This is a genomic window from Kitasatospora terrestris (genome assembly GCF_039542905.1).
Classification (GTDB): domain Bacteria; phylum Actinomycetota; class Actinomycetes; order Streptomycetales; family Streptomycetaceae; genus Kitasatospora; species Kitasatospora terrestris.
Genome location: NZ_BAABIS010000001.1, coordinates 134,612 through 159,681, shown reverse-complemented (window position 1 = coordinate 159,681; position 25,070 = coordinate 134,612). Strand labels below are relative to the sequence as shown.

The 25,070-nt window shown below is 71.8% G+C and carries 20 protein-coding genes; 9 read left to right on the top strand and 11 right to left on the bottom strand.

Translation table 11 applies throughout. From position 1 onward, the window contains the following. Nucleotides 1-88: 88 nt before the first annotated feature. From ABEB06_RS00720 to ABEB06_RS00690, 7 genes are all read left to right on the top strand, one after another. Nucleotides 89-1,447: an ABC transporter substrate-binding protein gene (locus tag ABEB06_RS00720; protein WP_345694774.1), complete on the top strand. Its 1,359-nt coding sequence runs from the start codon at nucleotides 89-91 to the stop codon at nucleotides 1,445-1,447. Nucleotides 1,448-1,512: 65 nt separating this feature from the next. Further along, nucleotides 1,513-2,436 carry a carbohydrate ABC transporter permease gene (locus tag ABEB06_RS00715; RefSeq protein ID WP_345694773.1) on the top strand — a complete coding sequence of 308 codons (924 nt, stop codon included), beginning with the start codon at nucleotides 1,513-1,515 and terminating at the stop codon, nucleotides 2,434-2,436. Continuing rightward, nucleotides 2,433-3,326, top strand: a complete 894-nt coding sequence (locus ABEB06_RS00710) for a carbohydrate ABC transporter permease (protein WP_345694772.1) — start codon at nucleotides 2,433-2,435, stop codon at nucleotides 3,324-3,326. Before ABEB06_RS00715 ends, ABEB06_RS00710 begins: the two co-directional genes overlap by 4 nt. A gap of 5 nt (nucleotides 3,327-3,331) precedes the next feature. After that, nucleotides 3,332-5,368, top strand: coding sequence for a beta-galactosidase (locus ABEB06_RS00705; protein ID WP_345694771.1), 2,037 nt, complete (start codon nucleotides 3,332-3,334; stop codon nucleotides 5,366-5,368). Next, nucleotides 5,365-7,527, top strand: coding sequence for an alpha-galactosidase (locus ABEB06_RS00700; protein ID WP_345694770.1), 2,163 nt, complete (start codon nucleotides 5,365-5,367; stop codon nucleotides 7,525-7,527). The genes ABEB06_RS00705 and ABEB06_RS00700 overlap by 4 nt, the downstream gene beginning before the upstream one ends. Nucleotides 7,528-7,643: 116 nt before the next feature. Further along, nucleotides 7,644-9,194 (top strand): PucR family transcriptional regulator ligand-binding domain-containing protein, encoded by a 1,551-nt coding sequence (locus tag ABEB06_RS00695; RefSeq protein WP_345694769.1) that lies wholly within the window; start codon nucleotides 7,644-7,646, stop codon nucleotides 9,192-9,194. Nucleotides 9,195-9,286: 92 nt separating this feature from the next. Next, the gene (locus ABEB06_RS00690) at nucleotides 9,287-9,610 is read left to right on the top strand and encodes a hypothetical protein (RefSeq protein WP_345694768.1); all 324 of its coding nucleotides are present in this window, start codon (nucleotides 9,287-9,289) and stop codon (nucleotides 9,608-9,610) included. A gap of 40 nt (nucleotides 9,611-9,650) precedes the next feature. Here the strand turns inward: ABEB06_RS00690 and ABEB06_RS00685 are convergent, their stop codons facing one another. The 5 genes from ABEB06_RS00685 to ABEB06_RS00665 all read right to left on the bottom strand — a co-directional run bounded on the left by ABEB06_RS00685 (nucleotide 9,651) and on the right by ABEB06_RS00665 (nucleotide 15,917). Further along, the gene (locus ABEB06_RS00685) at nucleotides 9,651-11,006 is read right to left on the bottom strand and encodes a M20/M25/M40 family metallo-hydrolase (RefSeq protein ID WP_345694767.1); all 1,356 of its coding nucleotides are present in this window, start codon (nucleotides 11,004-11,006) and stop codon (nucleotides 9,651-9,653) included. Nucleotides 11,007-11,046: 40 nt separating this feature from the next. Continuing rightward, the gene (locus ABEB06_RS00680; RefSeq protein WP_345694766.1) at nucleotides 11,047-11,880 is read right to left on the bottom strand and encodes a M55 family metallopeptidase; all 834 of its coding nucleotides are present in this window, start codon (nucleotides 11,878-11,880) and stop codon (nucleotides 11,047-11,049) included. Then, nucleotides 11,868-12,884, bottom strand: a complete 1,017-nt coding sequence (locus tag ABEB06_RS00675) for a S66 peptidase family protein (RefSeq protein WP_345694765.1) — start codon at nucleotides 12,882-12,884, stop codon at nucleotides 11,868-11,870. The genes ABEB06_RS00680 and ABEB06_RS00675 overlap by 13 nt, the downstream gene beginning before the upstream one ends. Continuing rightward, on the bottom strand, nucleotides 12,881-14,959 hold the full coding sequence (locus tag ABEB06_RS00670; protein ID WP_345694764.1) for a S9 family peptidase: 2,079 nt from the start codon (nucleotides 14,957-14,959) through the stop codon (nucleotides 12,881-12,883). The genes ABEB06_RS00675 and ABEB06_RS00670 overlap by 4 nt, the downstream gene beginning before the upstream one ends. A 76-nt stretch (nucleotides 14,960-15,035) precedes the next feature. Further along, nucleotides 15,036-15,917 carry a MurR/RpiR family transcriptional regulator gene (locus ABEB06_RS00665; protein WP_345694763.1) on the bottom strand — a complete coding sequence of 294 codons (882 nt, stop codon included), beginning with the start codon at nucleotides 15,915-15,917 and terminating at the stop codon, nucleotides 15,036-15,038. Between ABEB06_RS00665 and ABEB06_RS00660 the strand changes: the two genes are divergently transcribed. Then, a complete protein-coding gene (locus ABEB06_RS00660; RefSeq protein ID WP_345694762.1) occupies nucleotides 15,890-16,738 on the top strand; it encodes a helix-turn-helix domain-containing protein in 849 nt (282 codons plus the stop codon). The genes ABEB06_RS00665 and ABEB06_RS00660 overlap by 28 nt on opposite strands. Nucleotides 16,739-16,923: 185 nt before the next feature. On the opposite strand, the gene ABEB06_RS00655 is transcribed toward ABEB06_RS00660, so the two are convergent. From ABEB06_RS00655 to ABEB06_RS00635, 5 genes are all read right to left on the bottom strand, one after another. Next, nucleotides 16,924-17,940, bottom strand: coding sequence for an ABC transporter ATP-binding protein (locus tag ABEB06_RS00655; RefSeq protein ID WP_345694761.1), 1,017 nt, complete (start codon nucleotides 17,938-17,940; stop codon nucleotides 16,924-16,926). Continuing rightward, complete coding sequence (locus tag ABEB06_RS00650; RefSeq protein ID WP_345694760.1) at nucleotides 17,937-19,028, bottom strand: ABC transporter ATP-binding protein; 1,092 nt, start codon at nucleotides 19,026-19,028, stop codon at nucleotides 17,937-17,939. The genes ABEB06_RS00655 and ABEB06_RS00650 overlap by 4 nt, the downstream gene beginning before the upstream one ends. After that, nucleotides 19,025-19,924 carry an ABC transporter permease gene (locus tag ABEB06_RS00645; protein ID WP_345694759.1) on the bottom strand — a complete coding sequence of 300 codons (900 nt, stop codon included), beginning with the start codon at nucleotides 19,922-19,924 and terminating at the stop codon, nucleotides 19,025-19,027. The genes ABEB06_RS00650 and ABEB06_RS00645 overlap by 4 nt, the downstream gene beginning before the upstream one ends. Next, nucleotides 19,921-20,913 (bottom strand): ABC transporter permease, encoded by a 993-nt coding sequence (locus ABEB06_RS00640; protein WP_345694758.1) that lies wholly within the window; start codon nucleotides 20,911-20,913, stop codon nucleotides 19,921-19,923. Before ABEB06_RS00640 ends, ABEB06_RS00645 begins: the two co-directional genes overlap by 4 nt. Before the next feature lie 121 nt (nucleotides 20,914-21,034). Next, nucleotides 21,035-22,867: an ABC transporter substrate-binding protein gene (locus ABEB06_RS00635; RefSeq protein WP_345694757.1), complete on the bottom strand. Its 1,833-nt coding sequence runs from the start codon at nucleotides 22,865-22,867 to the stop codon at nucleotides 21,035-21,037. Nucleotides 22,868-23,132: 265 nt separating this feature from the next. Here ABEB06_RS00635 and ABEB06_RS00630 point away from each other — a divergent pair, with 265 nt between their 5' ends. Continuing rightward, a complete protein-coding gene (locus ABEB06_RS00630; RefSeq protein WP_345694756.1) occupies nucleotides 23,133-24,017 on the top strand; it encodes an N-acetylmuramic acid 6-phosphate etherase in 885 nt (294 codons plus the stop codon). 44 nt (nucleotides 24,018-24,061) lie between these two features. Here the strand turns inward: ABEB06_RS00630 and ABEB06_RS00625 are convergent, their stop codons facing one another. After that, nucleotides 24,062-25,003 carry a MurR/RpiR family transcriptional regulator gene (locus ABEB06_RS00625; protein WP_345694755.1) on the bottom strand — a complete coding sequence of 314 codons (942 nt, stop codon included), beginning with the start codon at nucleotides 25,001-25,003 and terminating at the stop codon, nucleotides 24,062-24,064. Nucleotides 25,004-25,070 lie beyond the last annotated feature (67 nt).

Here is a 25,070-nt window from a genome sequence, read left to right as displayed (position 1 = left end):
TTTCCGTCGAAGTGCTTGACGTGTGCTGCATCGGCCTGGATAGGTTGCCGCCTTGTGGTTCCCCACCCTCGAACCCAAGGAGCACCTGATGGTGTCTACCGGTCGACCCCTCCCCGGACGCGTCAGCGCGGTGAGTACGGCGCTGCTTCTCGCACTGCTCACCGGATGCGGCGGGGGAGGGGGATCCGACAGCAGCGACGCCGGAGCGGCCTGCCGGCCCTCGTCTGGAAAGGTCACCCTGGAGTACTGGTCCTGGGTGCCGGGGATGGACAAGGCCGTCGCTCTCTGGAACAGCCAGAACCCTGACATCCAGGTCAACGTCAAGACGACGCCGTCGGGCAACGCCGGCACGTACCAGAACCTGAGCAACGCGCTCAAGGCCGACAAGGCTCCCGACCTGAGCCAGATCGAGTACGACTCGCTGGCGAGCTTCCGGATCAAGAACGGGCTGCGCGACATCTCCGGCTGTCCCGGGGTCGCCGAGGCCAAGGGCACGTTCATCGACTGGACCTGGTCGCAGGTCGACTTCGGCGGGGCGGGTGCGGACGGCGTGTGGGCCGTTCCCCAGGACACCGGCCCGATGGCGCTGTTCTACCGAAAGGACGTCTTCGACCAGCTCGGGTTGAGTGCCCCCACGACGTGGGCGGAGTACGAGGCCGCAGCGCGCACGATCAAGGCAGCGGGCAAGGGGCAGTCCATCACCCACTTCTCCCAGACCGACCCGAACTGGTTCACGGGCCTGCTGTGGCAGAACAAGGCAGGCATGTTCCAACGCAACGGTGACCAGTGGAAGGTCACCATCGACCGGCCGGAGAGCCGCCAGGTCGCCGACTACTGGCAGCACCTCATCGACGACAAGCTCGTCGCCACCGACCTGCAGGGCTTTTCGCCCGCGCTGTACAAGGCCTGGGACAGTGGCGAGGTCGTCACCTGGATCAGCGCGGCCTGGGGCTACAGCACCATCCGGGACAACGCACCCTCCACGGCGGGCAAGTGGGCGGTCGCCCCGATGCCCCAGTGGACGAAGGGCGCCCAAGCTGCGGGCAACTGGGGCGGATCCACCACCGCGGTCCTCAAGGGCAGCAAGCACCCGGCCGAGGCTGCCAAGTTCGCGCTGTGGCTGAACACCGACCCGAAGGCGCTCGAGATACTCAACCGCGAGGGCGGCCTCTACCCGGCGGCCAGTTCGGGTCTGCAACTGCCCGCCCTCCAGCAGCCGGTGAGCTTCTACGGCGGCCAGAAGATCTTCGATGTCTTCGCCCAGGCGTCGAAGGGCGTCGATACAGGCTTCACCTGGGGGCCGACCATGACCGACACCTACCGGTTCCTGAGCGACGGAGCGGCCAAGGTGGCAGGCGGCACCGGGAACCTCTCCGACGTCCTCGAGCAGGCCCAGAGCCAGAGCGTCCAGTCGCTGCACGAGCAGTCCCTCGACGTCGTCGGCTGACCCCTTCCCGCCCGCAGCCCCGCCGCCGTCGACAAGCGGCGGGGCCCCCACCCCGAAGGGCCACCGTGACCGCCACGCTCGCCCCACCCGCGGCCGCCCGACGGCCGCGCCTTCGCGCACACGCCGCACCGGCCGGCTTCCTGCTCCCGTTCCTCGTCCCGTTCACGCTGTTCACGCTGGTGCCGGTGGGCTTCGCGTTCTGGCAGAGCCTGCACGCGACCCGACGATCGGGCGGTACGTTCGGCCGGACCGAGTCCGTCTTCGCGGGCCTCGACCAGTACGCCCGCGTACTGTCGGCCCCGTACTTCGCCGACAGCATGCTGCGGGTCGCGGCCTTCGCCGTCGTCCAGATCCCCGTCATGCTCGCCCTCGCGACAGGACTCGCCCTGCTCCTGGACTCGGCCGCCGCACGCCTGCGGAGCTTCTTCCGGTTGGTCTACTTCGTGCCCTACGGGATCCCGGGGGTGGTCGCGGCGCTCATGTGGGCCTTCCTGTACGACCCGCGGCTGTCCCCGATCGTGCACCTGCTGCACTCGATCGGGATCGACGCCGCCTTCCTCACTCCGGCCGGCGTTCTCTGGTCGATCGGCAACGTCGTCACCTGGACCTACACCGGCTACAACATGCTGGTTCTCTACTCCGCGCTCCAAGCCGTCCCGAGGGACGTCTGCGAGGCGGCCAAGGTCGACGGAGCCGGCCAATGGGCCATCGCCCTGCGGATCAAACTGCCGATGATCCTCCCCGCTCTCGTGCTGACCACCGTCTTCTCGCTGATCGGCACCTTCCAGCTCTTCACCGAGCCCCAGGTCTTCCGGCAGATCTCCACCAGCGTCAGCAGCACGTTCACGCCCAACCTCGCGGCCTACTCGCTCACTGCGGGCGACCGCTACGGGGAGGCGGCAGCGATGTCCGTCCTGCTGGCATCGGCGACCTTCGTACTGTCCTTCGCCTTCCTCCGCCTGACCACCCGTCGACAGGGCCGACCGTGACACCACTCACCCGCGTGGAGGGCGCCCACCCCGTACCACGCCCGCAACGTGCATCGACGTCCCTGTCCACGACCGGCGTCGTTCTCGTCCTCACCTTGCTCGCCCTCTACATGCTCGTCCCCGTCTACTGGCTGTTGGTCTCCGCGACCAAGAGCCAGCACGACCTGGTCACCACTCCCGGCCTGCTGCCCGCCGCCTGGCACCTGGGGGACAACCTCTCCGCACTGTTCACTGCACAGGACGGCGTCTACGGGCGCTGGCTCCTCAACAGCCTCGCCTACGCCGGCGCCGGAGCCTGCACCGCAACGCTGCTCGCCGCCATGGCCGGCTACGGGCTCGCGAAGTACCGGTTCCCCGGCCGCGAAACCGTGTTCTCCGTCGTCCTCGGCGGAGTGCTCGTTCCCGCCACCGCGCTCGCCCTGCCCCTGTTCCTGCTCTTTGCGAAGATCAACACCACCAACACGTTCTGGTCGATGTTCCTGCCCAATGTCGTCAGCCCGTTCGGGGTGTACCTCGCACGGATCTTCGCCGAGGCCTCCGTCCCCGACGAGGTCGTCGAAGCGGCCCGTATGGACGGCGCAGGCGAACTGCGGATCTTCCGCTCCATCGCGGTGCGGATGATGGCGCCGGCCCTCGTCACGGTCTTCCTCTTCCAGTTCGTGGTGATCTGGAACAACTTCCTGCTGCCCCTGGTGATGCTGCAGGACGAGCACCTCTACCCGGTCACACTCGGCCTGTTCACGTGGCAGTCGCAGACAAGTCGACTGCCCGAACTGCAGACCCTCACCCTCGTCGGAGCCCTCGTCTCGGTACTCCCGATCATTGTGACCTTCCTGCTGCTGCAGCGTTACTGGCGCGCTGGCCTGACCGCCGGGGCGGTGAAGTCGTGAACCGAATGGGAAATCCTCTGGCGGCGCTCACCGAGCGACTGGGCGGAATCGCCTACGGCGGTGACTACAACCCGGAGCAGTGGCCCGAACACGTCTGGCACGAGGACATGCGGCTCATGCGGGAGGCCGGAGTCAACCTCGTCACCCTCGGCGTCTTCTCCTGGTCGCGGATCCAACCCGGCCCCGATACCTGGGACTTCTCCATCCTCGACACGGTGATGGACCTGCTCCACGAGCACGGCATCGCAGTGGACCTCGCCACCCCCACAGCCGCCCCGCCCCCGTGGTTCACCCACCACAACCCCGACGCACTGCCCGTCACCGCCGACGGAACCCGCCTCGCCCACGGCAGCCGGCAGGCCTTCTGCCCCAGCAGCCCCGCCTACGCCCGCGCTGCCGACGCCGTCGTCACCCGGCTCGCCACCCGGTACGCGACCCATCCCGCGCTGGTCGCCTGGCACGTCCACAACGAGTGGGGCAACCACAACGCCCTGTGCTACTGCGACATCAGCGCCGCGCACTTCCGCCGCTGGCTCCAGGAACGCCACACCACCCTGGACAACCTCAACGCGGCCTGGGGCACCGACTTCTGGAGCCAACGCTACGGGGGCTGGGAGGAGATCCAACCGCCCCGCGCGACCACGGCCTTCCGCAACCCCGGCCAGGACCTTGACTACCGCCGGTTCTGCTCCGACGCCCTCCTGATCCGGCACGAGGCGGAGAGCACGCTGCTGCACCGGCACGCACCGGGCATCCCCGTCACCACCAACCTCATGGGCACGTTGGAAAGGAAGATCGACGGGCACGCCTTCTCCCGCCGGTGCGACTTCATCGCGGTCGACCACTACCTCACCGCGGCCGACCCGCACAGTCACATCGACCTGTCCCTCAACGCCGACCTCGCCCGCGGAATGGCCGAAGGACAGCCGTGGCTGCTCATGGAGCACTCCACCTCCGCGGTCAACTGGCAGCCCGTCAACCTGGCGAAGGCGCCGGGACAGATGCGCCGCAACAGCCTCGCCCACCTGGCGCGGGGCGCCGACGGCATCATGTTCTTCCAATGGCGCCAGTCCCGGGCCGGGGCGGAGAAGTGGCACTCGGCGATGCTTCCGCACGGCGGCACCGGCAGCCGGATCTGGCACGAGGTCACCTCTCTCGGCACCGACCTCGCCCGGCTGCGCGAAGTCTCCGGCACACAGGTCAGTACCGAGGTCGGCCTCCTCTTCGACTGGCCCACCTGGTGGGCGCTCGAACTCGAGGCGCGGCCCTCCGAGCACCTGCGCTACCTGGACCTCATCCACGACTGGTACGGGACCCTGTGGAACCTCGGCATCACCTGCGATCTGATCTCCCCCGACGCCGACCTCGGCCGGTACCGCGCCGTCTTCGCCCCCAACCTCTACCTGGCCACCGCGGCCACCGTCGACCGTCTCACCGCCCACGTCCACCGGGGCGGACACCTCGCCGTGGGCCCGTTCAGCGGAGTCGTCGACGAACACGACCGCCTGTGGGACGGACCGCACCCCGCCGCCTTGGCGGAACTCCTCGGGTTGACCGTCGACGAGTACCTTCCCCTGCCCGAGCGCGCCGGCGCGCAGTTGGACTCCGGCACACACGCACGCCTTTGGGCCGAGCGAGTGCGCTGCGACACCAGTAGCCCGTGGATGCGGTTCGCCGACACCCCGTACGGTGGTCCCGCCCGCGGAGGGCCGGCCATCACCGTACGGAACGACACCGGCGGCACGGTCTGGTACGCCGGAGCCAGGCTGCCCGAGCCGACCCTCGTCGAGTTCCTCGACGCGGTCTGCCACACGGCGGGAATCCGTCCCACCGCAGAAGTCCCCCCGGGCGTCGAAGCCGTGCGCCGCACGGGCGAGGGCCGCAGCCTGCTCTTCCTGATCAACCACACCAGGCGGGCCGTCACCGTGCCCGTCGACGGGACCGCCCTGCTCGACACCCCCGTGCTCGACGGGTACCTCACGCTCGATCCGGGCGCTGTCGCCGTCATCCGGGAGCACTCCGCGAAGGGAGACGGCCGGTGACAGCACTGCTCGCCATGGACGACACCGACGGGACCGTGCTGATGCAGGCCGGCGACACGAGCTACGCGCTGCGCGTCGACCGGGCCGCCGGCACCGTTCGGCTGCTGCACTGGGGTGCCTCCATCACCATCGAGGACGCCCGCGCGCTCCGTCTGCCCCACGAGCCCGCCAACAGCTTCCACAGCCCGCTCGACGGTACCGAAGAACTCGCCGTCAACGGCCAGGTCCGATTCGCGCTGCCGGCTCTCGACGTCCGCTACGCCGACGGCAGCGACTCCCTGGAACCCGTCGTCGAGGGCTCCGTCGGCCACGAGGACGCCGAAGGCGTGTCCTTCATTGTGCAGCTCCGCGACAGGGACCGCCCGCTCGCCTGGGAACTGCACTACCGGGTCCGCACCGGCAGCCCGGTCATCGAGCGGCACACCGTCTACCGGCACTCCGGAACGACCGGAGAACCCTTCGTGCTGGCACGTCACGCCAGCGCGCAGTGGAACCTGCCGATCCGTGACGCACACCGCCTCTCCAGCGTTCACGGCGGCTGGGCGAGCGAGTTCCAGCTCCAGCGCACCACGCTCGCGGTCGGCGAGACCACGCTCACCAGCCGGCGGGGCCACACCAGTCACCAGGCCAACCCCTGGGCCGCGATCGACGACGGCACGGCCGGCGAGACCCACGGTGAGGTGTGGGTCATCGCCCTGGCCGCCTCCGGCAGTTGGCGCACCACCGTGCTGCGGACCGCGCAAGGCCACTGCAGTGTCCTCACCGGCGCCGGCCACGAAGGCGTCGAGGTCACCCTCGCCCCCGGCGACTCCTGGACCACCCCCACCACGACCGGCCACTACACGCACGAGGGGTTCGGGCAGGCCAGCCGGGACTCGCACACCTACGTCCGCTCCCATGTGCTGCCCCATCCCGAAGAAATCCGGCCCGTCCTCTACAACTCCTGGGAGGCCACGGGCTTCGACGTGACGCCCGCCAACCAGCGCCGACTCGCGGACATCGCCGCCAGCCTGGGCGCAGAGCTCTTCGTCGTCGACGACGGATGGTTCGGACTCCGCGACGACGACCGGGCCGGCCTCGGCGACTGGACACCACACCCCGTCCGGTTCCCCGAAGGGCTGCGGCCACTCGCCGACCACGTCCATGCCCTCGACATGCAATTCGGGATCTGGGTCGAACCCGAGATGATCAACCCGGGCAGCGAAGTCCTCCGGCGCCACCCCGAATGGCTGCTCCACCTCCCGGATCGCACCGCCAGCACCCTGCGCAACCAACTCGTCCTCGACTTCAGCCGCGAAGAGGTCACCGAGTGGGCCTTCTCCTGGTTGCTCGCGCTGGTCGAAGCCGCGGACGCCGACTTCCTCAAATGGGACTTCAACCGCTCCTTCACCGAGGCCGGCCCACGCTCCGCGGGCCACCGCGTCCACCTCGACCACGCCCTGGCCGTCCACAGGCTCCTGGACCGTCTCCGAGCCGCCCGCCCCGACCTGCGCATCGAGTCCTGCGCCGGCGGCGGTGGCCGGACCGACCTCGCAGTCCTCGCCCGCACCGACCAGGTCTGGCCCTCCGACAACACCGACCCCATCGACCGGCTGACGGTGCAACACGGCTTCACCCAGTTCTACCCGGCGCAGGTGATGTCTTCCTGGGTCACGGACAGCCCCAATGCGATCACCGGCCGCCGGGTGCCGCTGCGCTTCCGCCTGCACACGGCGATGGCCGGGGTCCTCGGCCTGGGCGGCGACCTGACCAAGTGGACCGACGCCGAACTCACCGAGACGGCCGAACACATCGCCGCCTACAAGACCGTACGTCGCACCGTGCAGCACGGCGATCTGCACAGGCTCGGAGAACCCGGCGACCAGGGGTACTACGCGGTGCAGTACGTGGATCCGGACCGCAGCGGATCCGTGGTCCTCGAATGGCGCGTCGATCCCGGCGGCGCCCGCACCGCACCGCCACTGCGGCTGCGAGGGCTCGACCCGCGGGCCCGCTACCGGATCACCGACGACGCGCTGCCGGCACAGGCCCGGCCGGCCGCGTTCACCGGTGCGGCCCTCATGGCGCACGGCATCCCCCGCGCACTTCCGGCGGGCCCGTTCGGGAGCCGCATGCTCATCGTCCGGAGAGAGGGCACAGGCAGCGGCAGGTCGTCCTAACCAGTTGTCGCCGATGGTTCGAAATGGAGGGTCAACAGTGAAGGCCGCTGCGCACGGCGGTGTTCCTGTGCTATCAAATCCGGGATGACCTCCACCGTCGAACGGACGACCGGCTGATGCCCCTGACTGTCCGGGACCTCCTGGCCATTCCCGCTCTGCGGCTCGGACTTGCCGCAGGCGCCGCCGGCCTCGGCCGAACGGTCGGCGCCGCGCACGCCTCCGAGGCCACGGACCCCTCGGCATGGCTGGAACCCGGGGAAGTGGTCATGACCACTGGGCTGCTCCTGGGGAGCAGCCCCGCAGCCCTGGTCGCCTTCGTCGAAGCCCTCGACCGGGCCGGGGCCGCCGCACTCGTGGTGTCGGTCGGCAGCTCCCTTCCCTACCCACAGCTGCCACCGGCCCTCGCGCAGTCCGCCGAGCAGCACGGCCTCCCCCTGATCACCGTCCCCGAGAACACCTCGCTGGCCGCCGTCACCAAGGCCGTGTTCGACGCCAGGTCCGCAGAGGAACGCCGGCTGCTCGAACGCACCCTCCGCGCCCAGCGGCGGCTCACCGCTGCCGCGGCCTCTCCCGACGGACTCTCCGAGCTGCTCACCGCCTGGTACCGCGCCACCGGTGTCGCGGTCGTCGTCTGCGACGTGCTGGCCAGACCGCTGGGCGCTTCGGGCGCCGACGCCGCCGAGATCCTGGCCGACGCGGCCCCGATCCTCGACGCCATCGCGCTGCGGGGTCTCCGTGGAAGCGGAGGCGGTGACCTGCCCGCCGGACCCGCCCACGCACAGCCCCTCGGCGCGGCCCGGCTGCGCGGCTTCGTCATCCTGATCGGCGAATCCAGTGCCGAAACCCGGATGCTGAGCAACGTCCTGGTGTCGCTGCTCTCCCTCGAACTCGAACGCCGCCACCTCGCCGAGGAACCGCGCCGCCGCCACCTCACCACCGTGCTCACCCGACTGTTCGCCGCGGACCTCACCGCCGCGCGAGCCACGGCACTGCTGTCGTCGGTGAACCTCTCGGTCGGCCCCCTGCGCGCCGTCGCGGTCCAGATCGGCCCCGGCCCCGGTACCGCACCCACCACCCGTTCGGAGCAGCAGCCCGGACCGGGCCGACCCAGTGAGGCCGCGGAGGTCGCCGCCGACCTGGCCCTCGCGGTCCCGGGAGGACTCGCCCGCGCTGTCGGCACGACAGTGGAAGCCGTCGTGCCGGACGGCACCGACGCGCTCGCCCTGCTCGGCCGCTTCGTCCCGGGCAGGCCCGCCGGAATCGGACCGGCGGTGGCTCCCCAGCACGCCGCGCTCTCCCTGCGCCAGGCCCGCGCGCTGCTCGCCGCGAGCGCCGAGGCAGGCCGGCCGGTCACCGCCACGGAGGCCGGCTCGGTCCGGCTGCTCCTGAGCCTCGGAAGCCCGGAACTGCTCGCCGCGTTCGCCGACACGGCGCTCGCGGTCGTCGACAGCGCCGATCCCGACCACGAGCTGATGGAGACCCTGAGGGTCTGGCTCGAGACCAACGGCAGTTGGGCCGACACCTCGGCGATGCTCGGCCTGCACCGGCACACGGTGCAGAACCGGATCGCCAAGATCGGTCGCCTCACCGGCCGCCACATGGACCGCGCCGAGGACCGAGTGGACCTGTGGCTGGCCCTCCGCGCCCGGGAAGCGGCCGGGCACTGACGGGCCGGTGCACCGGTTGCCGCGGGCGGGGTTCCTCCGGCCGGCGGATCGAAACCGGACATCGCCCGCGTCCGGGCCGTAGCGTTGCCGGCATGAGGAGCGAGAGAACAGCGGTGGGGGTGCGCACGGCCGACGAGGTCTTCGCCGCGCTGGAAGAGCTCAGCATGTGCCGCAGGCCCTGGACGGACTTCGAGCAGGGCCTGCTGCAGGCCTATCGGTGGGCGGTGGGCTCCCGGGCCGTGGGGCCCGTCACGGGCGACAGGGCGACAGGGCCGGTCGGTCCCTGCAGGGCCCAGTTGCTCGCGGAGTGCCAGGCCGCGACGGTGCGACTGCGTGGCAGCGGCGAGCCGGAGCTCACGCTCGGTGCGTACTCGGCGCTGGCCTGGGTGTGCGGGTACCTCGACGATCGGCCGTGACAGCGGGGCGCTGCCCGGAAGGTACGGGGTCGTTTCCGCCTCAGTAGGTCCGGAGGAAACGGTCGAGCACCCTGACGCCGAAGCTCAGGCCGGCGGCCGGCACCCGCTCGTCCACGCCGTGGAACATCCCGTAGTAGTGCAGGGAAGGATCCAGGAGCAGCGGGGCGAAGCCGTACGACCGGATGCCGAGCCGGGCGAAGGACTTCGCGTCGGTGCCGCCGGACATGACGAACGGCACCGGACGGGCGTCGGGGTCCTCGGCGCGCAGGGCGTCGGCCATGGCGGCGAACGCAGGGCCCCGGTGGTCCGCCGCCACGGCGTCCTCGCAGTTGATGAACTCCCTCGTGATCCCGGGGCCCAGCAACCGGTCCACGGTTGCCAGGAACTGCTCCCGGTGTCCGGGCAGGAATCTGCCGTCGACCTCGGCGTGTGCTTGGCCCGGGACGACGTTGACCTTGTTGCCCGCGGCGAGAACGGTGGGGTTGGCGGAGTCGCGTACGGTGCAGTCGAACAGTTCGCCGAGCTGTCCGAGCCGGGCGGCCTCCTGCTCGAGCCGTGTGCGGTCGATGGTCAGGCCCAGCTCCTCCTCGAGCGAGGCGATCAGGGACGCGACCGGTGGGGTCAGCGAGGTCGGCCAGGGGTGGGAGGCCAGCCGCGACAGGCCGTGGACCAGCGTCGCCACCGCGTTGTCGGGGTTCTGCTTGGACCCGTGTCCGGCGGTGCCCCGGGCGGTGAGCCGCATCCAGGCCGTGCCGCGCTCGCCCACCGCCACCGGGTACACCCGCACCTCCCTCCCCGTGTCCGGGCCGCTCTCCCGTCGCGCGGTGATCGAGAAGCCGCCCGACTCGCTGATCGCCTCGGCGCATCCCTCCAGCCAGTCCCGATGCCGGGCCACGACGAACCTGGACCCGAATTCGCCGGTGGACTCCTCATCCGCGAGGAAGGCCAGCACGATGTCGCGCCGGGGCCGGGTTCCGCTGCGCGCCCAGTGCCGCGCCAGGGCGACGACCATCGCGACGGTGCCCTTCATGTCGACGGCGCCGCGTCCCCAGAGGCAGCCGTCGGCCAGTTCTCCCGACAGGGGGTGACGCGTCCAGCCGGTGGCGTCGAAGGGGACCGCGTCGAGGTGGCCGTGGATCAGCAGCGGTGGCAGCGCGGGGTCCCGGCCGGCGATCCGGGCCAGCACCGTGGAGCGGCGCGGGGCCGCTTCCACGAGCGTCGGGGCGACGCCGGCCGCGTCGAGGGCGGCGCTCACGTACTCGGCGGCGGCCCGTTCTCCCGGGCCGGTGCCGTCCCCGAAGTTGGTGGTGTCGATCCGCAGGAGGTCGTGGCAGAGCTGGACGGCGTCGTCGCCGGCGGTGGCGTTGTCGGCGTCGGGGGCAGGGGAGGAAGGCATCGGGGGCGTCACATTCCGTTCAGGAGCGGGTCGGTGGGGGTCAGCCGTACTGTTCCTCGGTGGCGGAGGCCGCGACCGTGGTGCACACCTTGAAGGCGCGGGCGCCTTCGGTCGCACTCGGAGCGGTGTAGGCGACTGTGCGCGGGCCGGTCCGTTCCACGGTGGGTACGGCCTCCACCGCTGCCGCTTGGTGGGTTGCGTGGAAGGTCACTTCGAAGCGGTGCTCCGTGGTCGTCGCGGTGGGGCGTTCGGAGACGAGGGCGGCTTCCACCGCGGCCCGTGCCTGTGACGCGATGAGGGCCGAGCTGCGGGCCGGGGGCAGGCAGACGGCCGCGTACCGGCTGACCGCCCGCTTCACCGCGGCGGTCCGGGCGAGCGGCGCCCAGCGGCGGGCGGCCTCGCACGTCAGGTCGTCGCCGGTGACCAGCAGGACCGGGACGCCGTGCTCGGCAGCGACCAGGGCGTTCATGCGCCCTTCGTCGGCCGCCTCGCCGTCGATGCGGAAGTCGACGAGTCCCGTGCCGAGGTAGGTGTGGGCGAGCACTCCTTCCTCGCCGGCTCCGGTGTGGTAGCCGAGCATCACCACACCGTCGGTCTCCTGGACGCCGTGCATCATGCCGAGCGGCTTGTGGCGGCCCGTCAGCAGGGTGGCCCGGTCGTCGAGATCCTCGATCAGGACGTTGCGTTGCGTGTAGTGCGCTTCGTTGACCAGCACCTCGGTGGCGCCCCCGGCGAAGAGGCCCGCCACGCAGGCGTTGACGTCCCCGGTGAGCAACCGCCGCATCCGTTCCCAGGCCGCTGTCCCCGGTTCGACGTCATCGGGCCAGGTGACGCCGGTGGCGCCCTCCATGTCCGCGGAGATCATGACGCGCATGGCTGTCCGTCCTTCCTGTCGGTGCGAGGGGTGTCCCGCGGTCGGGGGGCCGCGCCGGCACGGGCCCGCAGTGGTGCCTGGCTGAGCAGCAGGATGCTTTCCCCCGGCCCGGTCACGGCCGTCAGGTCGGCGCGCAGGCCCAGTGGCACGGTCAGCTGGACCTCCCCGTGCCCGGCGCGGAGCCCCGCCGCCACGGGGACGCCGAGATCGGCCAGACGGTCGTGCAGCACCTCGGCCACGGCCGCGGGGGCGCCGCAGTCGGTGAAGTCGCCCAGGACGATGCCGGCGGCCGCTGCGAGTACGCCGGCCCGGCGCAGCTGGGTGAGGATGCGGTCCAGTCGGTACGGGTCCTCGCCGATCTCCTCGAGCAGTAGCAGGGAGCCGTCCGGGGCCGTGGGTCCCGGCCCGCCGACGGAGGACGCGAGCAGGCTCGCGTTTCCGCCGGCCAGGATGCCCCGTGCCTGTCCGGTTGCCAGCGGCGGTGCGAGCAGGGGAAGTTCGCGGATCCCTTCCGGCGTGAAGAGCATCCGGTGAAGGTGGGCCAGCGTGGTGGGTTCGTCGAAGGCTTCGGTGGCGACCATCGGTCCGTGCAGCGTGGCGACGCCGAGGCGGGTGGCGAACAGGCGGTGGAGCTCGGTGACGTCGCTGCACCCGACGAGTGGCTTCGGCTCGGCGGCCGCGAGGGTGTCCCAGTCGAGCAGGTCGGCCATCCGCTGGCAGCCGTAGCCGCCGCGGGCGCAGAGCACGGCGGCGACCCGGGGATCGGTCCAGGCCGCCTGCAGGTCGGCTGCCCGGTCGGAGTCCCGCCCGGCGAGGTGACCGAGACGGGTCTCCGTGACGTGCGGCATGACCGTCACCCGCAGGCCCCACGACCTCAGTACGGCGACACCGCGCTCGAGGAGGTCGGGCCTCACGGGTCCGGCGGGGGCGACGACGGCGACCGTGTCGCCGGGGAGCAGCGCTGCTGGTCGGCGCAGGGACGCGGACGGAAGGAGGGTGCTCACGAGGTGCTGCCCGCGGTCGGTGGGGTGCCGGGTCGCCCGGTGGGTCGGGGCGCCGGTGCCCCCGCGGTGGTGAAGATCCGCCGGTAGAAGGCGATTTCGGCCCGCAGGACGGTGGTGATGGTGCTGGCGTGCCGCCAGCCGTGCTGCTCACCGGGGAGTTCCAGAAGGGTGCAGGTGAGGCCCGCGTCGTCCATGGCCTTGGCGAAGGCGCGTGACTGCTCCGGCCCCACGACGACGTCCTCGAGGCCGTGCAGGAGCAGGGCCGGCCCGCTGGCACGGTGGGCATTGAGGACGGGGGAGCGTTCTTCGTAGCGTGCGGCGGCTTCGGGCAGGGGGCCGATGAGACCGTCGAGGTAGCGGGACTCGAAGTCATGGGTGTCGGCGGCCCAGGCGAGTGGGTCGGTGATGCCGTAGTGGGAGACGGCGCCCGCGTAGAGGTCGGTGGAGGTGAGGGAGGCGAGTGCCGTCCAGCCGCCGGCGCTGCCACCGCGGACGGCCAGGCGGTCCTTGCGGGCCAGACCCCGGGTGACGAGTCCGCGGGCGACCACCGCGCAGTCTGCGACGTCCACGACCCCCCACGCGCCTTGCAGCTGCTGGCGGTAGGCGCGGCCGTAGCCGGTGGAGCCGCCGTAGTCGACGTCCGCGACGCCGATGCCTCGGCTGGTGAAGTAGGCGATCTCCAGGTCCAGGGCCATCGGGGAGGATCCGGTGGGGCCGCCGTGGACGAAGACGACCCACGGGGGCAGTTCGCCGGGGGCGAGCCGGTGGTGGGGGTTGTGCGGGGGGTAGAGCACGGCGTGCACGGGGTGCCCGTCGTCGTGGTGGAAGACCTCGGCGCGGGGCGTGGGCAAGTGGTCCGCGATGTGCGGCGCAGGGCTGTCGCCCGTCAGGGCCCTGTGGTTGTCGCCTCCGGTGGCGGCGGTGCCGGTCGTCGCCAGGTCGGTGAGCACCACGCGGTGGTGGATGCTCGGCGAGCCGGCCACGCACACCGCCTGCCCGTCGGCGGCGTGGACGGTTGCGGCGAAGTCGTTGTAGGGCAGGTCCAGGTCGTGCACGGTGTCGTCGATCGGGTCCACGATGCCGAGATGCCGGTCGCTGCCGGTACCGTGCACGGCCAGCACCCTGCCGTCGGGAAGCGGGGTGAACCAGGCGGCTCCCGGTCGCCACAGCGCCCCGCCGAACTCCTCCGCGCGGGGTGCGACGGTTCGCGCCGGGCTGCCGTCCAGGGGGACGAGCTGCAGGTTCCACCAGCCGTCCGGGTCGGCGACGGCCCAGATGGTGTCCGCGTCGCGCCACTCCGCCTGGACGACGGAGCACTCCGCGCCGCCCGCCAGCACGCGGGGTGGACCGGGGCTGTGGAGGTCGGTGACGCACAGGTCGGTGCCGTCCCACGGCATCCGGGGATGGTTCCAGCCGATCCAGGACAGGTGCCGGCCGTCCGGGGACTGCCGTGGGCAGGCCAGGAAGTCGTAGCCGTCCGCCAGGACCCTGACCCGGTCGGGATCGGTGGCGGCCGAGCCGTCCAGCGGCACCGCGACGACGGCGCGTCGCACGTCACGCGGATGCGCTCCCAAAGTCTCACGCACGCACCACACCGCGTCGCCACCGGGTGGGGCGTACAGGTCGCCGTACCGCACCGACGGGGTTCCCCGCAGGTCCGAGGCCGCTGTCAGCGGGCGTGGCTCGCCCCCGGGCACGGTCACCAGCAGGCGCTGGTCGTGCCAGTCGACGAACACCAGCGCCCGAGCGGGCCCTGACGGGCCGTCGGCGGCAGTGCCTTCCGGCGGCGGGAGGACGACGGGCCGCCAAGCGCGTCCGCCGTACTCGTGGAGTCTGCTGCGGGCGTTGAAGCCCGCCGGCAGCAGGTCCTGCACGGTGCCGTCCGGTGAGCGTCGTACGACGCACCGTCGGCCGCCCTCCAACGGGCGCGGCTCGTCCCACCACACGGTGGTTCCGCCGGGTTCGGGAACGAGTTCCACCCAGCCGGGGATGCCGTCCTCGCGGGCCACGTCCTCGGCTTCGACGGGGGAGGGCCAGGCGGCCGGGGCGGGCCGTCCGGGATCTGCTGAAGTCATGGTTCACCCAATGGCGTTTCGGGGGAGCGACTCGGAGCGAGGCGCTCACGGGCGGGGTGGAGAGGGCGGTGGGAGGTCAGTCGTCGGCGAATCTGTTCAGCACGCGGTTCGCCTCCTCCCGCCGGTCCAGGCGGCGCAGGGCTCCCTTGGAGCGGGCGGCCGCCGCCGTGAGGAGGGCGTGGCCGAGGGCGACCAGGGCGGTCGGGGAGTCCGCGAAGGACGGGCCGCCCGTCGCCGCGGTCAACGTGAACCCGGCGAGCGGCGCCACGGGTGAGCCGTGGCCGTCCACGATGGCCACCACTGGCACCCCGAAGCGACGCAGTGCCTCGGCGGTGCGGAGCGTCGCGCGGTCGTAGCGGCGCACGGAGTAGACGAGGGCGACATCCTTGGGTCCGGCGTCGGTGAGGGCCTCCACGGTGCGGTCGGCGCTGCCGTCCAGCAGGACCACTCGGCCGAACACGCTCTCCATGTCGGCCGCCATGAGCTGGGCCAGGCCGCGGCTGCGCCCCGTGCCCAGGACGAAACGCCGTCTGGCCGTCACCAGCGCCCGTGCGGTGCCGTCCAGGGCGCCGTCGTCCTCGGCCGCGTGCAGGGTGGCGACGACGTTCGCGGCCTCGCGCTCCGCCATGCGCCGCGTCAGGCCCGGCAGGTGGGCCGGGCGAAGCCTGGCGCGGAACCGCTCGTGCGGGCTCGCCAGCTGCTCGTCGAGTCGTTCGGCGACCCGTGCCTGCAGCTCGCCCAGGTCACGGAATCCGGCCGCGCGGACCAGCCGTTGCAGGTCGCCGCGGGCGGCGCCGGTTTCGGCGAGCAGGGCGTTCGGCGGCCGCAGCGCGGAGTCCGGCCAGTCGGCGAGCATGGCGAGGGCCAGCTTCCGTTCGGCCGCCCCCAGTTCGTCCGCCGCGTCGGCGAGCGTCTCGGCGGGCTCCGACCATGCGGAGGCGTAGGTGGTGGTCGTCATCGGCGCGGTCCGGTGGACAGCACCGGGCGGAGGGGGCCGGACACGGGCGTACTCCCTGGTGCGGGGGCGGGTCGGGACCGGTAACGTGCGGTGATCCGATCGGGCCGAGCGGCCGGCGCTCGGGCGGCAGGCACGGGACGCAGACGGACGGGACGGGGGCGACGGTGACGTCGGGGCGTGACGGGACGGGGAGGACGGGTGAGGCCGCGGGTGCTGCCGGTGCGCGCGCGGACGGTGCGGCGGCCCGCCTCGGCGAGCGCTTGCACGCCGCGCGGTCCCGGCTGGGTCTGACGCTGGACGGCGTGGCTCAGCGCAGTGGTCTCTCCCGCAGTTTCCTCAGCCGGCTGGAGGCCGGGGGCGCGAACCCCACGCTGCGGACCCTGGAGCAGGTCGCGGAGGCGGTGGAGACACCGCTGTCGGTGCTGCTGGGCGGAGCCCCCGCGACTGCTCGGCCGGTGGGGCCGCCGCAGCCCGGGGCGGTGCACCGGCCGCGTCGCGAGCCGCGGGCGTGGCCCCCGGGCGAGGGCCGGACCTTCGCGCTCACTCCGGTCGGCGCGCGCCGCTTCGAGGCGGTGCTCGCCGAGGGAACCCCGGCCCACCACGCCTTCGCCACCTCGCACCCGGGCGAGGAACTGTGCGTCGTGCTCTCCGGGCGGGTCGCCGCCGAGGTGGACGGCGAACGGTTCGAGCTGGAGGCCGGCGATGCCCTCCACTACGAGGCGGCCTCCGCGCACAGGCTGGTCGCGCTGGGACCGGACAGCCGGTACCTGCTCGTCGTGGCGGGGCCGGGCGCCGTGGCGGGTGGGCCGCGGCGGTCCTGAGAGGCGGCTGGGTCCGGCGGACGGCCGGCGCCTGTCGTCCCGCAGCGCCGGCCGTCCGCGCTGTGCTGAGAGCTCCACATCCGCCACGGTACGAGTCCCGGTGCCGGCCGGGCGATCGACGAATTGTCGATCCTCCGGCCGGCACCGGCGACATCCGGTCCCGGGCTCGCGTGTGCCGCAGCGCGTCAGTGCGCTGCCGGGGCCTCGGTCGCGACCACCCTGCGCGCCTGCGGGTGCAGGCACGCGTGGCGATGCTCCTCCCCGGGGGTGAGCACGGTGAGCCCGGGTTGGGCGGCGGTGCACTCGGGCGTCGCGAACGGGCATCGCGGGGCGAACAGGCAGCCGGGGGTCGGAACGCGCTCGTCGAGTGCGGCGAGCGGGACGAGGCGCTCCGGGCCCGGCTCCTCCAGTCCGCGCAGGACGGGGACGGCGGACAGCAGGCACTGCGTGTACGGGTGCACGGGCTGCTGGACGACCTGGTCGGTGGGGCCCCGTTCGATGACCTGGCCGCGGTAGATGACGTGCAGTTCGCCGCCGTCGCCGAGGTAGCGTGCGGTGGCGACGTCGTGGGTGATGAAGAGCAGCGAGATGCCGAGCCGCTCGCGCAGGTCGCGCAGCAGGGCGAGGATGCCGAGCCGCATCGACACGTCGATCATCGACACGGACTCGTCGGCGACCAGCGCTTCGGGGTCGACGGTCAGTGCCCTGGCGATGACGACGCGCTGGCGCTGCCCGCCGGAGAGCTGGTGCGGGTACTTGCCCAGCACGCCGCCGGGCCGCAGGCCGACCAGTTCCAGCAGTTCGGCGGCGCGTTCCCGCTGCTGGGAGCGGCCGGCTCCGGTCTCCCTCGCACGCATGCGCAGCGGGTCGCCGAGGATCTGGCCGATGTCGCGGGTCGGGTTGAGGGCCGAGTAGGGGTCCTGGTGGATCATCTGGATGCGCCGGAAGTACGGGGCGCGCCGGGCCGCGGGCAGCGTCGACACATCGGTTCCGTCGATGACGAGCGAGCCGCCGTCGAAGGTGTCGAGGCCGGTGAGGATCTTGCCCAGGGTGGTCTTGCCGCAGCCCGACTCGCCGATGAAGGAGACGGCGCCGCCCTTGGGGAGGGTGAAGTCGACGCCGCGCAGGGCGTGCACCGTGCGGGTGCCGGTGAAGGCGCCGCGGCCGGTGTAGGTGCGGGTGATGTTCCTCGCCTCGATCACGGTTCTGCTCGCTCGGGGGTGTCGTGGGTCCGCGCGGCCGGAACGGGGGCCGCGGCGGTCCCTGGCGTGCTGTGCGTCGGGTCGGCGTGGCAGGCCCGGTACCGGTCGGGCGCCCACTCGGTGAGGGCGGGGTCGGTTTCCTCGCACACCGGCATCGCGATCGGGCAGCGGTCCCGGAAGACGCATCCGCGCCGCGCGAGGGTGGTGAGGTCCGGCGGCCGGCCGGGCAGCGCCCGGGCGAGGCCGGTGTCGCCGACGATGCGGGCGGTGGCGCCGATCAGGGCCCGCGTGTAGGGGTGCGAGGGCCGTCGGAGGAGCTCGGTGGTGGGGCCGTGTTCGACGATCCGCCCGCCGTACATGACGGCGAGGCGCTCGGCGATCTCGGAGACCACTCCCATGTCGTGGGTGACGACGAGGGTGGCCAGGTCGTGTTCGCGGTGCACGCCGCGCACGATGTCGAGGACGGCGGCCTGGGAGATCATGTCGAGGGCGGTGGTCGGCTCGTCGAGGATCAGCACCTTGGCGTTGAGGACGAGGGCGAGCACGATGCCGGCGCGTTGGCGCATGCCCCCGGAGAGCTCGTGCTGGTAGGAGTCCAGGACGCGAGTGCCGTCGAGGCCCATGCGTTCGCACAGGTCCTTCGCGCGGTTCACCAGGCCGCGCAGGTCCTCGACGTCGTGGGAGCGGCCGAGGTCGAGGAGTTGCCGTCCGATCGTCTTGAGGGGGTTGAGCGAGTTCTGGGAGGCCTGGAAGACGTAGCCGAGCGCGCTGCCCCGGGTACGGCGCAGCCGGCGGCCGCTGAGCCGGGTGACGTCGCCGACGCCTGCGACGTGGATGCTGCCGGTGCTGATGCGGCCCGGTTCGGGCACGGCGTTGAGGAGGGAGAGCGCGAGGGTGGACTTGCCCGAGCCGGACTCTCCGACCAGGCCGGTGATCTGTCCGGCGTGCAGGTCGAGATTGGCGTGGGAGACCGCCGGCAGGTCGCCGTGGTCGGTGCGGTAGACGACGGTCAGGTCGCGGATGCTGACTTCGGCCGACGGGGCCGTGGTGGTCGCGGCTCCGTGGTGGGACGGGGTGTGCGTGGTCACGTGCGCTCCCGCAGTCTCGGGTTGAACAGCTCGTCGACCGCGTCCATGAACAGCACGATGCCCAGGGTGATGAGCAGGATGCAGGTCAGCGGGGCCAGCAGGTAGGTGAGGGCCTCCGGGCTGCTCATGACGCCGCCGGAGAAGACCGCCTGGTTGAGCATCACGCCCCAGTTCTCGCTGGAGAACGGCACGACCCCGAGGAAGAACAGCGCCACCTCCGCTCCGATGAATCCGATGACGGACAGCAGGAGGTTCATGGCGACGTACGGTGCGATGTTGGGGAGCAGTTCGCGGAGGAGGATGTGCCGGTGGGAGAGCCCCAGGCCGCGGGCGGCCTCCAGGAAGCCGCGCTCGCGGAGCGAGAGGGTCTGGGAGCGTACGGCGCGGGCGACGCCGCCCCAGCCGGTGACGCCGAGGACGAGTCCCATCTGGAAGGCGCTGCTGAAACTCCACAGGGTGGACAGGACGATCAGCAGGGGCAGGCCGGGCAGGGTGAGGACGAAGTCGGTGATCCGCATGAGTCCGGAGTCCGCGAGGCCGCGGCGGAAACCGGCGACCAGTCCCACCAGGGTGCCGGTGGCGGCGGTGACCAGGGCGGCGACGGTGGCGGTGAGCAGGACGTAGCGGGCGCCGACCACGACCTCCTGGAGGACGTCGGAGCCGGCGAAGTCGGTGCCGAGCCAGTGTTCGGCGCTGGGCGGGGCGTAGACGGCCTCGGGGTCGACGGCGAGGGGCCCCGGGTACAGGAGCGGTCCGAGGAGTGCCATGAGGGTGAAGAAGACGATGATGAGGAGGCCGATGATGCGGCCGGGCCGTCGGGTCAGCACGCGGAGGGTGCGGGCGCGGCGGGTGGGCGGGCGCGTGGCGCGGGCCGTCCGGTCGAGGGTCTCGGTCATCGCCTCACCCGGGGGTCGATCACCGAGTACAGCATCTCGGCGACGATGTTCGCGAGGACGATCGTGACGGTGATCAACAGGAAGGCGCCGCCCATCAGGGGGTAGTCGCGGCTGCCGATGCTCTTGAGGAGCAGGTTGCCCAGACCCGGGTAGTCGAAGACGTCCTCGATCAGGACGGATCCGGCGAACATGTGGCCGATGGACAGGGCGAGCGTGGTGAACAGCGGCAGTACGGCGTTGCGGCCGATGTAGCGCATGCGGGTCGCCGGGGCGATGCCGCGCAGTTCGGCGGCGAGGATGAAGTCGTCGCCGAGGACCGAGGCCACGCTGGACTTCATGGTCAGCAGCCAACCGCCGTAGCTCAGCAGTGCGTAGGTCGCCACGGGGAGGACGGCGTGGGTGGCGACGGAGCCGACGTAGTCGGGGGTGAAGCCGGGGGCGATGGTCACGTCGCTGGTGTCTCCGTAGGGCAGCACGTTCCAGAGGGTGTGGAACAGGAAGGCGAGCAGCAGCGCGAGGACGAAGGACGGCACGCCGGCCATGAGGGAGCCGGAGAGCGAGAGCAGGCCGCCGGTGCGGGAGTTGCGCCGGACGGCGGCGATCACGCCGGCGGTGCATCCGACGAGGAAGCTGACGACGAGTCCGGACAGGACGGGCAGGACGGTCCAGGGGACGGCTGCGCGGATGACGTCCGAGACGGGGACCCCGCTGTAGGAGATCGAGACTCCCAGGTTGCCGCGGGCGAGTTGGCCCAGGTAGCCCAGGTACTGGTCGGTCAGCGGTTCGTGGGAGGTGAAGCCGTAGATGACGGCGACCTTGGCCCGGGCCGTCTCGGGCGGCATGCCGCCGAGGACGTACGCCTCGTAGGCGGCGTCGCCGGGGTTGCCGGGCAGGGCGTGGACGAGGAAGAAGGTGAAGGTGGCGACGGTGAGGACCATCGCCAGGCCTGCGGCCAGCTTCGCGGCGAGCCTGAGGAGGACTGCTCTCACCTGGGCTCCCCCTGTGGCCGGTTGGGTCGGCGGGCCATGCGTGCTCCTGGAGACGGTTTCGGGTTCGGGGCGGTGCGGCCGGCGGCAGGGGGCCGCTGGCCCCGCGCCGCCGCCGGCGCGGCTACTTCTTGGACTTGGGCTGGACGTAGCCCTGCATCATCCACACGCCGGGGGAGTTGCTCAGGAGGCCGTCCTGGCCCGCCTTCGGGAAGTTCGTGAACCGCTTGTCGTTGACGAACTGCACGTTGGTGTAGTCCCAGATCTGGACGACCGGCACCTGCTGGTTGGTGAGCCGGGCCAGCTGCTGGACGATGTCCTTCTGCTGGTCGGGCTTGAGGAGGGTGAGCCTGGCCGTCAGCTCGCCGGGGTCGACGGTGGCGCCGTCGAGGGTGAACGAGGTCGGGGTGTTGAGCCAGTTGCCCGAGCCCTTCCCGGTCTTGTGCGTGACGGCGGCGCCGATCGCGGTGAAGCCGTTGTCCGCGCCGTAGAGGCGCTGGAAGGCGGCGTCGGTGCCGGGGCCGAGCGCGGTCAGCCAGAACCCGACCGGGTACTTCCCGTCGGCCATCTCCTTCTTGTAGGTGCTGAAGTCGGCGGTCAGCGCGGTCTTGGTGGGGATGCCGAAGGCGGTCAGCTGGTTGGCGAGGACGGTGCCGCCGGCGATCCAGTCGCTGAAGCCGTTGACGGTCTGCAACGTGATGGTCCACGGAGTGCCGTCCGGCAGGTACCAGGCCCCGTCCTTCTTGGTGAGGCCGGCCTGCTGGAGGAGCGCGGCGGCCTTGGTCTCGTCGTGCGGGTAGGGGTCGAGCGCGGCCTGCTGCTCGGGGGTGAGCCACTTCTCGGCGACCTTGTCGATCAGGCCGGTGGTGGCCTTTGAGGCCGCGCCGCCGACGGGCTGGCCGACCTTGGTGACGGCCGCGCGGTCGATGACGTGCGCGAGGGCCCGGCGGACCTCGACCTTGTCGAACGGGGCGACGCTCTGGTTGAAAGCGATGGCGGCGTCGACGTAGTTGATGGCGTCGACGCGCTGGTTCCCGGCCTTGAGGATGCGCTGGAGGACGTTGTCGGGGATGGCGGTGAACGGCGCGGCGTCCAGCTCACCGTTGGTCATGTAGTTCCAGATCTGCTCGTTGCCGGTGTAGTTGCGCACCACGACCTGCTTCGGGCCGATCCTGTCGGCGGCGAAGAAGTGCGGATTGCGGTCGAGCACCGCGGAGCCGGGGTTGATCCGGGTGATGACGAACGGGCCGGCCGAGACGTCGGTGGCGGGGGCGAACGCGGAGATCTTCTTGCCGATCTCGTTGAGTTTGTCGACCGCGGCCTTCGCGGCGTCTGCCTGCCCGGGGTCGGCGCTCTGGCTGGCGTGGACCACGTCCCAGACGTCGGCGGGCAGCATCGAGCCGTAGACGGACGCCGGAACGATCTTCTGGGTGAGCACCAGGCGGGGGAACTGGATGTTCTTGGCGCCCGGCACCTGGCTGATCTCGATGGTGTGCGGCGCGGTCTCCTTGATCTCGGCGACGTCGAGCCCCTGGGTGAGCACGCCCGCCCCGACGGTCGCCGCGCCCTGGGTGAGGGCGATGGCCATGGAGGCCTTGACGTCGTCGACGGTGACGGGCTTGCCGTCGGACCACTTGGCCCCGGGTTCCAGCTCCACGGTGATCGAGGTGTCCGTGGTCTTCCAGCTCCTGGCCAGGCCGGGGAAGAAGTCGTTCGGGTCCTGCGGGTTCTTCTTGGTGAACCCCAGCTGCATCGTGTCGTAGCCGAGGAAGGTGTTGCCGGCGGCGTTGAACGGGTTCATGGGGGCGCCGGCCGAGATGGGGTGGTTCCCGTCGATGGTGGTGAACACCCCGCCGCCTGCGGAGTCCGAAGAGCTTGCCGAGGAGGAGCAGGCCGCGGTGCCGCTGAGGAGCAGGGCGGCCGCGAGGGGGAGAGCGGCACGTCTGGCGTTGCGCATGGGGGATGGACTCCGATCAACGTGTGCATGAGGGCGGAGCTGCAGTAGGCCGACGGTAGGAGTCGCGGCACGCTCAAGTCAATGAGTTACGCACGAACATGACTGCCCGTAACTCGTCGACCTGCTCTCAGCTGGGCGTTGTTGACGGGCAGCCAGGCGAAAAGCAACGCATCGGTGGCATGCAATGTTGCAAAACTACGTGGCGGGGCGGACGATGGCAGAAACCGAGAGGACACCCGTGACCCCGAGCCGTTCCGTCCGCGTCATGTCGCCCACCGAGCAGCGCAACCCCCGCACCCTGGCCATCGACCGAGCCGACCCGCTCGCGGTGCTCAGGATGCTCAACGCCGAGGACTCGCGCGTCGCCGGGGAGGTGGCCAAGGTCCTCCCCCTCCTCGCGGTGCTGGCAGAGGTGACCGCCGACCGCCTGCGCGCGGGCGGCCGCCTCCACTACTTCGGCGCGGGCACCTCGGGCCGCACCGCCGTCGTGGACGCCGCCGAACTCGGCCCCACCTTCTCCCTGCCGGCCGGAATCGTCGTCGCCCACCACGCCGGCGGCGCCGCGGCCCTGACCACCGCCGTCGAAGGCAGTGAAGACAGCGAAGAACTCGGGGCCGCGGACGCCGCCGCCGTCGAACCGGGCGACGTGGCCGTCGGCATCGCCGCCAGCGGCCGCACCCCCTACGTGGCAGGTGCGCTCGCCGCGGCGCGGCAGGCAGGAGCCTTCACCGCACTGGTCAGCTCCAATCCGGAGGCGCCACTCGCCGACCTCGCCGACCTGCACATCGGCGTCGACACCGGACCCGAAGCGATCGCCGGATCCACCCGCCTCAAGGCCGCCACGGCGCACAAGCTCGTGCTCAACGGGTTGTCCACCGCCGTGATGATCGCCCTGGGGCGCACGTACTCCAACCTGATGGTCGACCTCTCCGCCAGCAACGCCAAGCTCCGGGGCCGGCTGGTCACCATCCTCATGGAGGCCACGGGGCTCGGCGAGGAACCCTGCTCCCGGGCCCTCGCCGAGGCCGACGGCCAACTGAAGACGGCACTCGTGTGCCTCCTCTCCGGCTGCGCCCCGGAGGACGCCCGGCAGCGCCTGGCCGCCGTCGACGGGAGGGTCTCCGCTGCGGTGGCCGCGTCGATGAGCTGACCGGCTGCCCGCTCCGTTGGTGGGCGGCCCGCCGGCGGCCCCGGTTACCCCTGGAGGCGGTGGTTCTGCACCGCCGCGTAGGTGCGCTCCAGCGCCTTCAGGGTGCGTGTGCGGTGGCGCTGGGCGACTCCGACGAAGAGGCAGTCGACGACGGTGAGGGCGGCGATCCGGCTGGCCATCGCGCCGGAGCGGAACGTCGTCTCGCGCACTGCGGTGGTCAGCACGTGGTCCGCCTGGTCGGTGATGGCCGACCGCGGGAAGTTGGTGATCGCGATCGTGGTCGCGCCGTTGCGCTTCGCTTCCGCGAGGACGTCCACGGTGGCGGCGGTGTCGCCGGTGTGGGACACGCCGATGGCCACGTCGCCGCTGCGCAGCAGTGCGGCGGAGGTCAGCGCGATGTGGGGGTCGACCCAGGCGTTGACGCGGCGGCCGATGCGGTGGAGTTTCTGCTGGAGGTCCAGCGCGACCAGGCCGCTCGCCCCGACGCCGTAGACGTCCGTGCCGTCGGCGGACGAGACGGCGTCCACGGCTCGTTTGAGGGCGTGGAGGTCGAGTTGGCCGACGGTGTCCTCGACCGCCCGGGCGTCGGCGAATCCGAGCTTGGCGACGATGTCGGCGAGTGAGTCCCGGGGGCCGATGTCCGCGCCGACGGCACTCCAGCCGGCGCTGCTCTCCTCGACGCTGGCGGCGGAGGCGAGGCCGATCCGCAGGTCCGGGTACCCCTTGAGGCCGAGGGTGCGGCAGAAGCGCACGACGGTGGTCTCGGAGGTGCGGCATTCGGCGGCCAGTTCGCTGATGGTCTGCGCGGCGACGTTCGCGGGGTCGGCAAGGGCTGCCTCCGCGACCCGGCGTTCGGCGGGAGCCAGCGACGGCAGGAGCGCCCGGATCTGTACGAGGACGGTCTGGGGTGGCCCGCTGGGTGCGGCGGGTGCGGCCGGGCGGGAGGCCGGCCTGCGCTTCGGGCGGGTTCCGTCGGCTGCGGTCATGGGGGCTTCCTTCGGGTGGGGTTGCGCGGTGGGAGGGTTGAGGTGTGCTCCGGTCTACTGTGCCCTG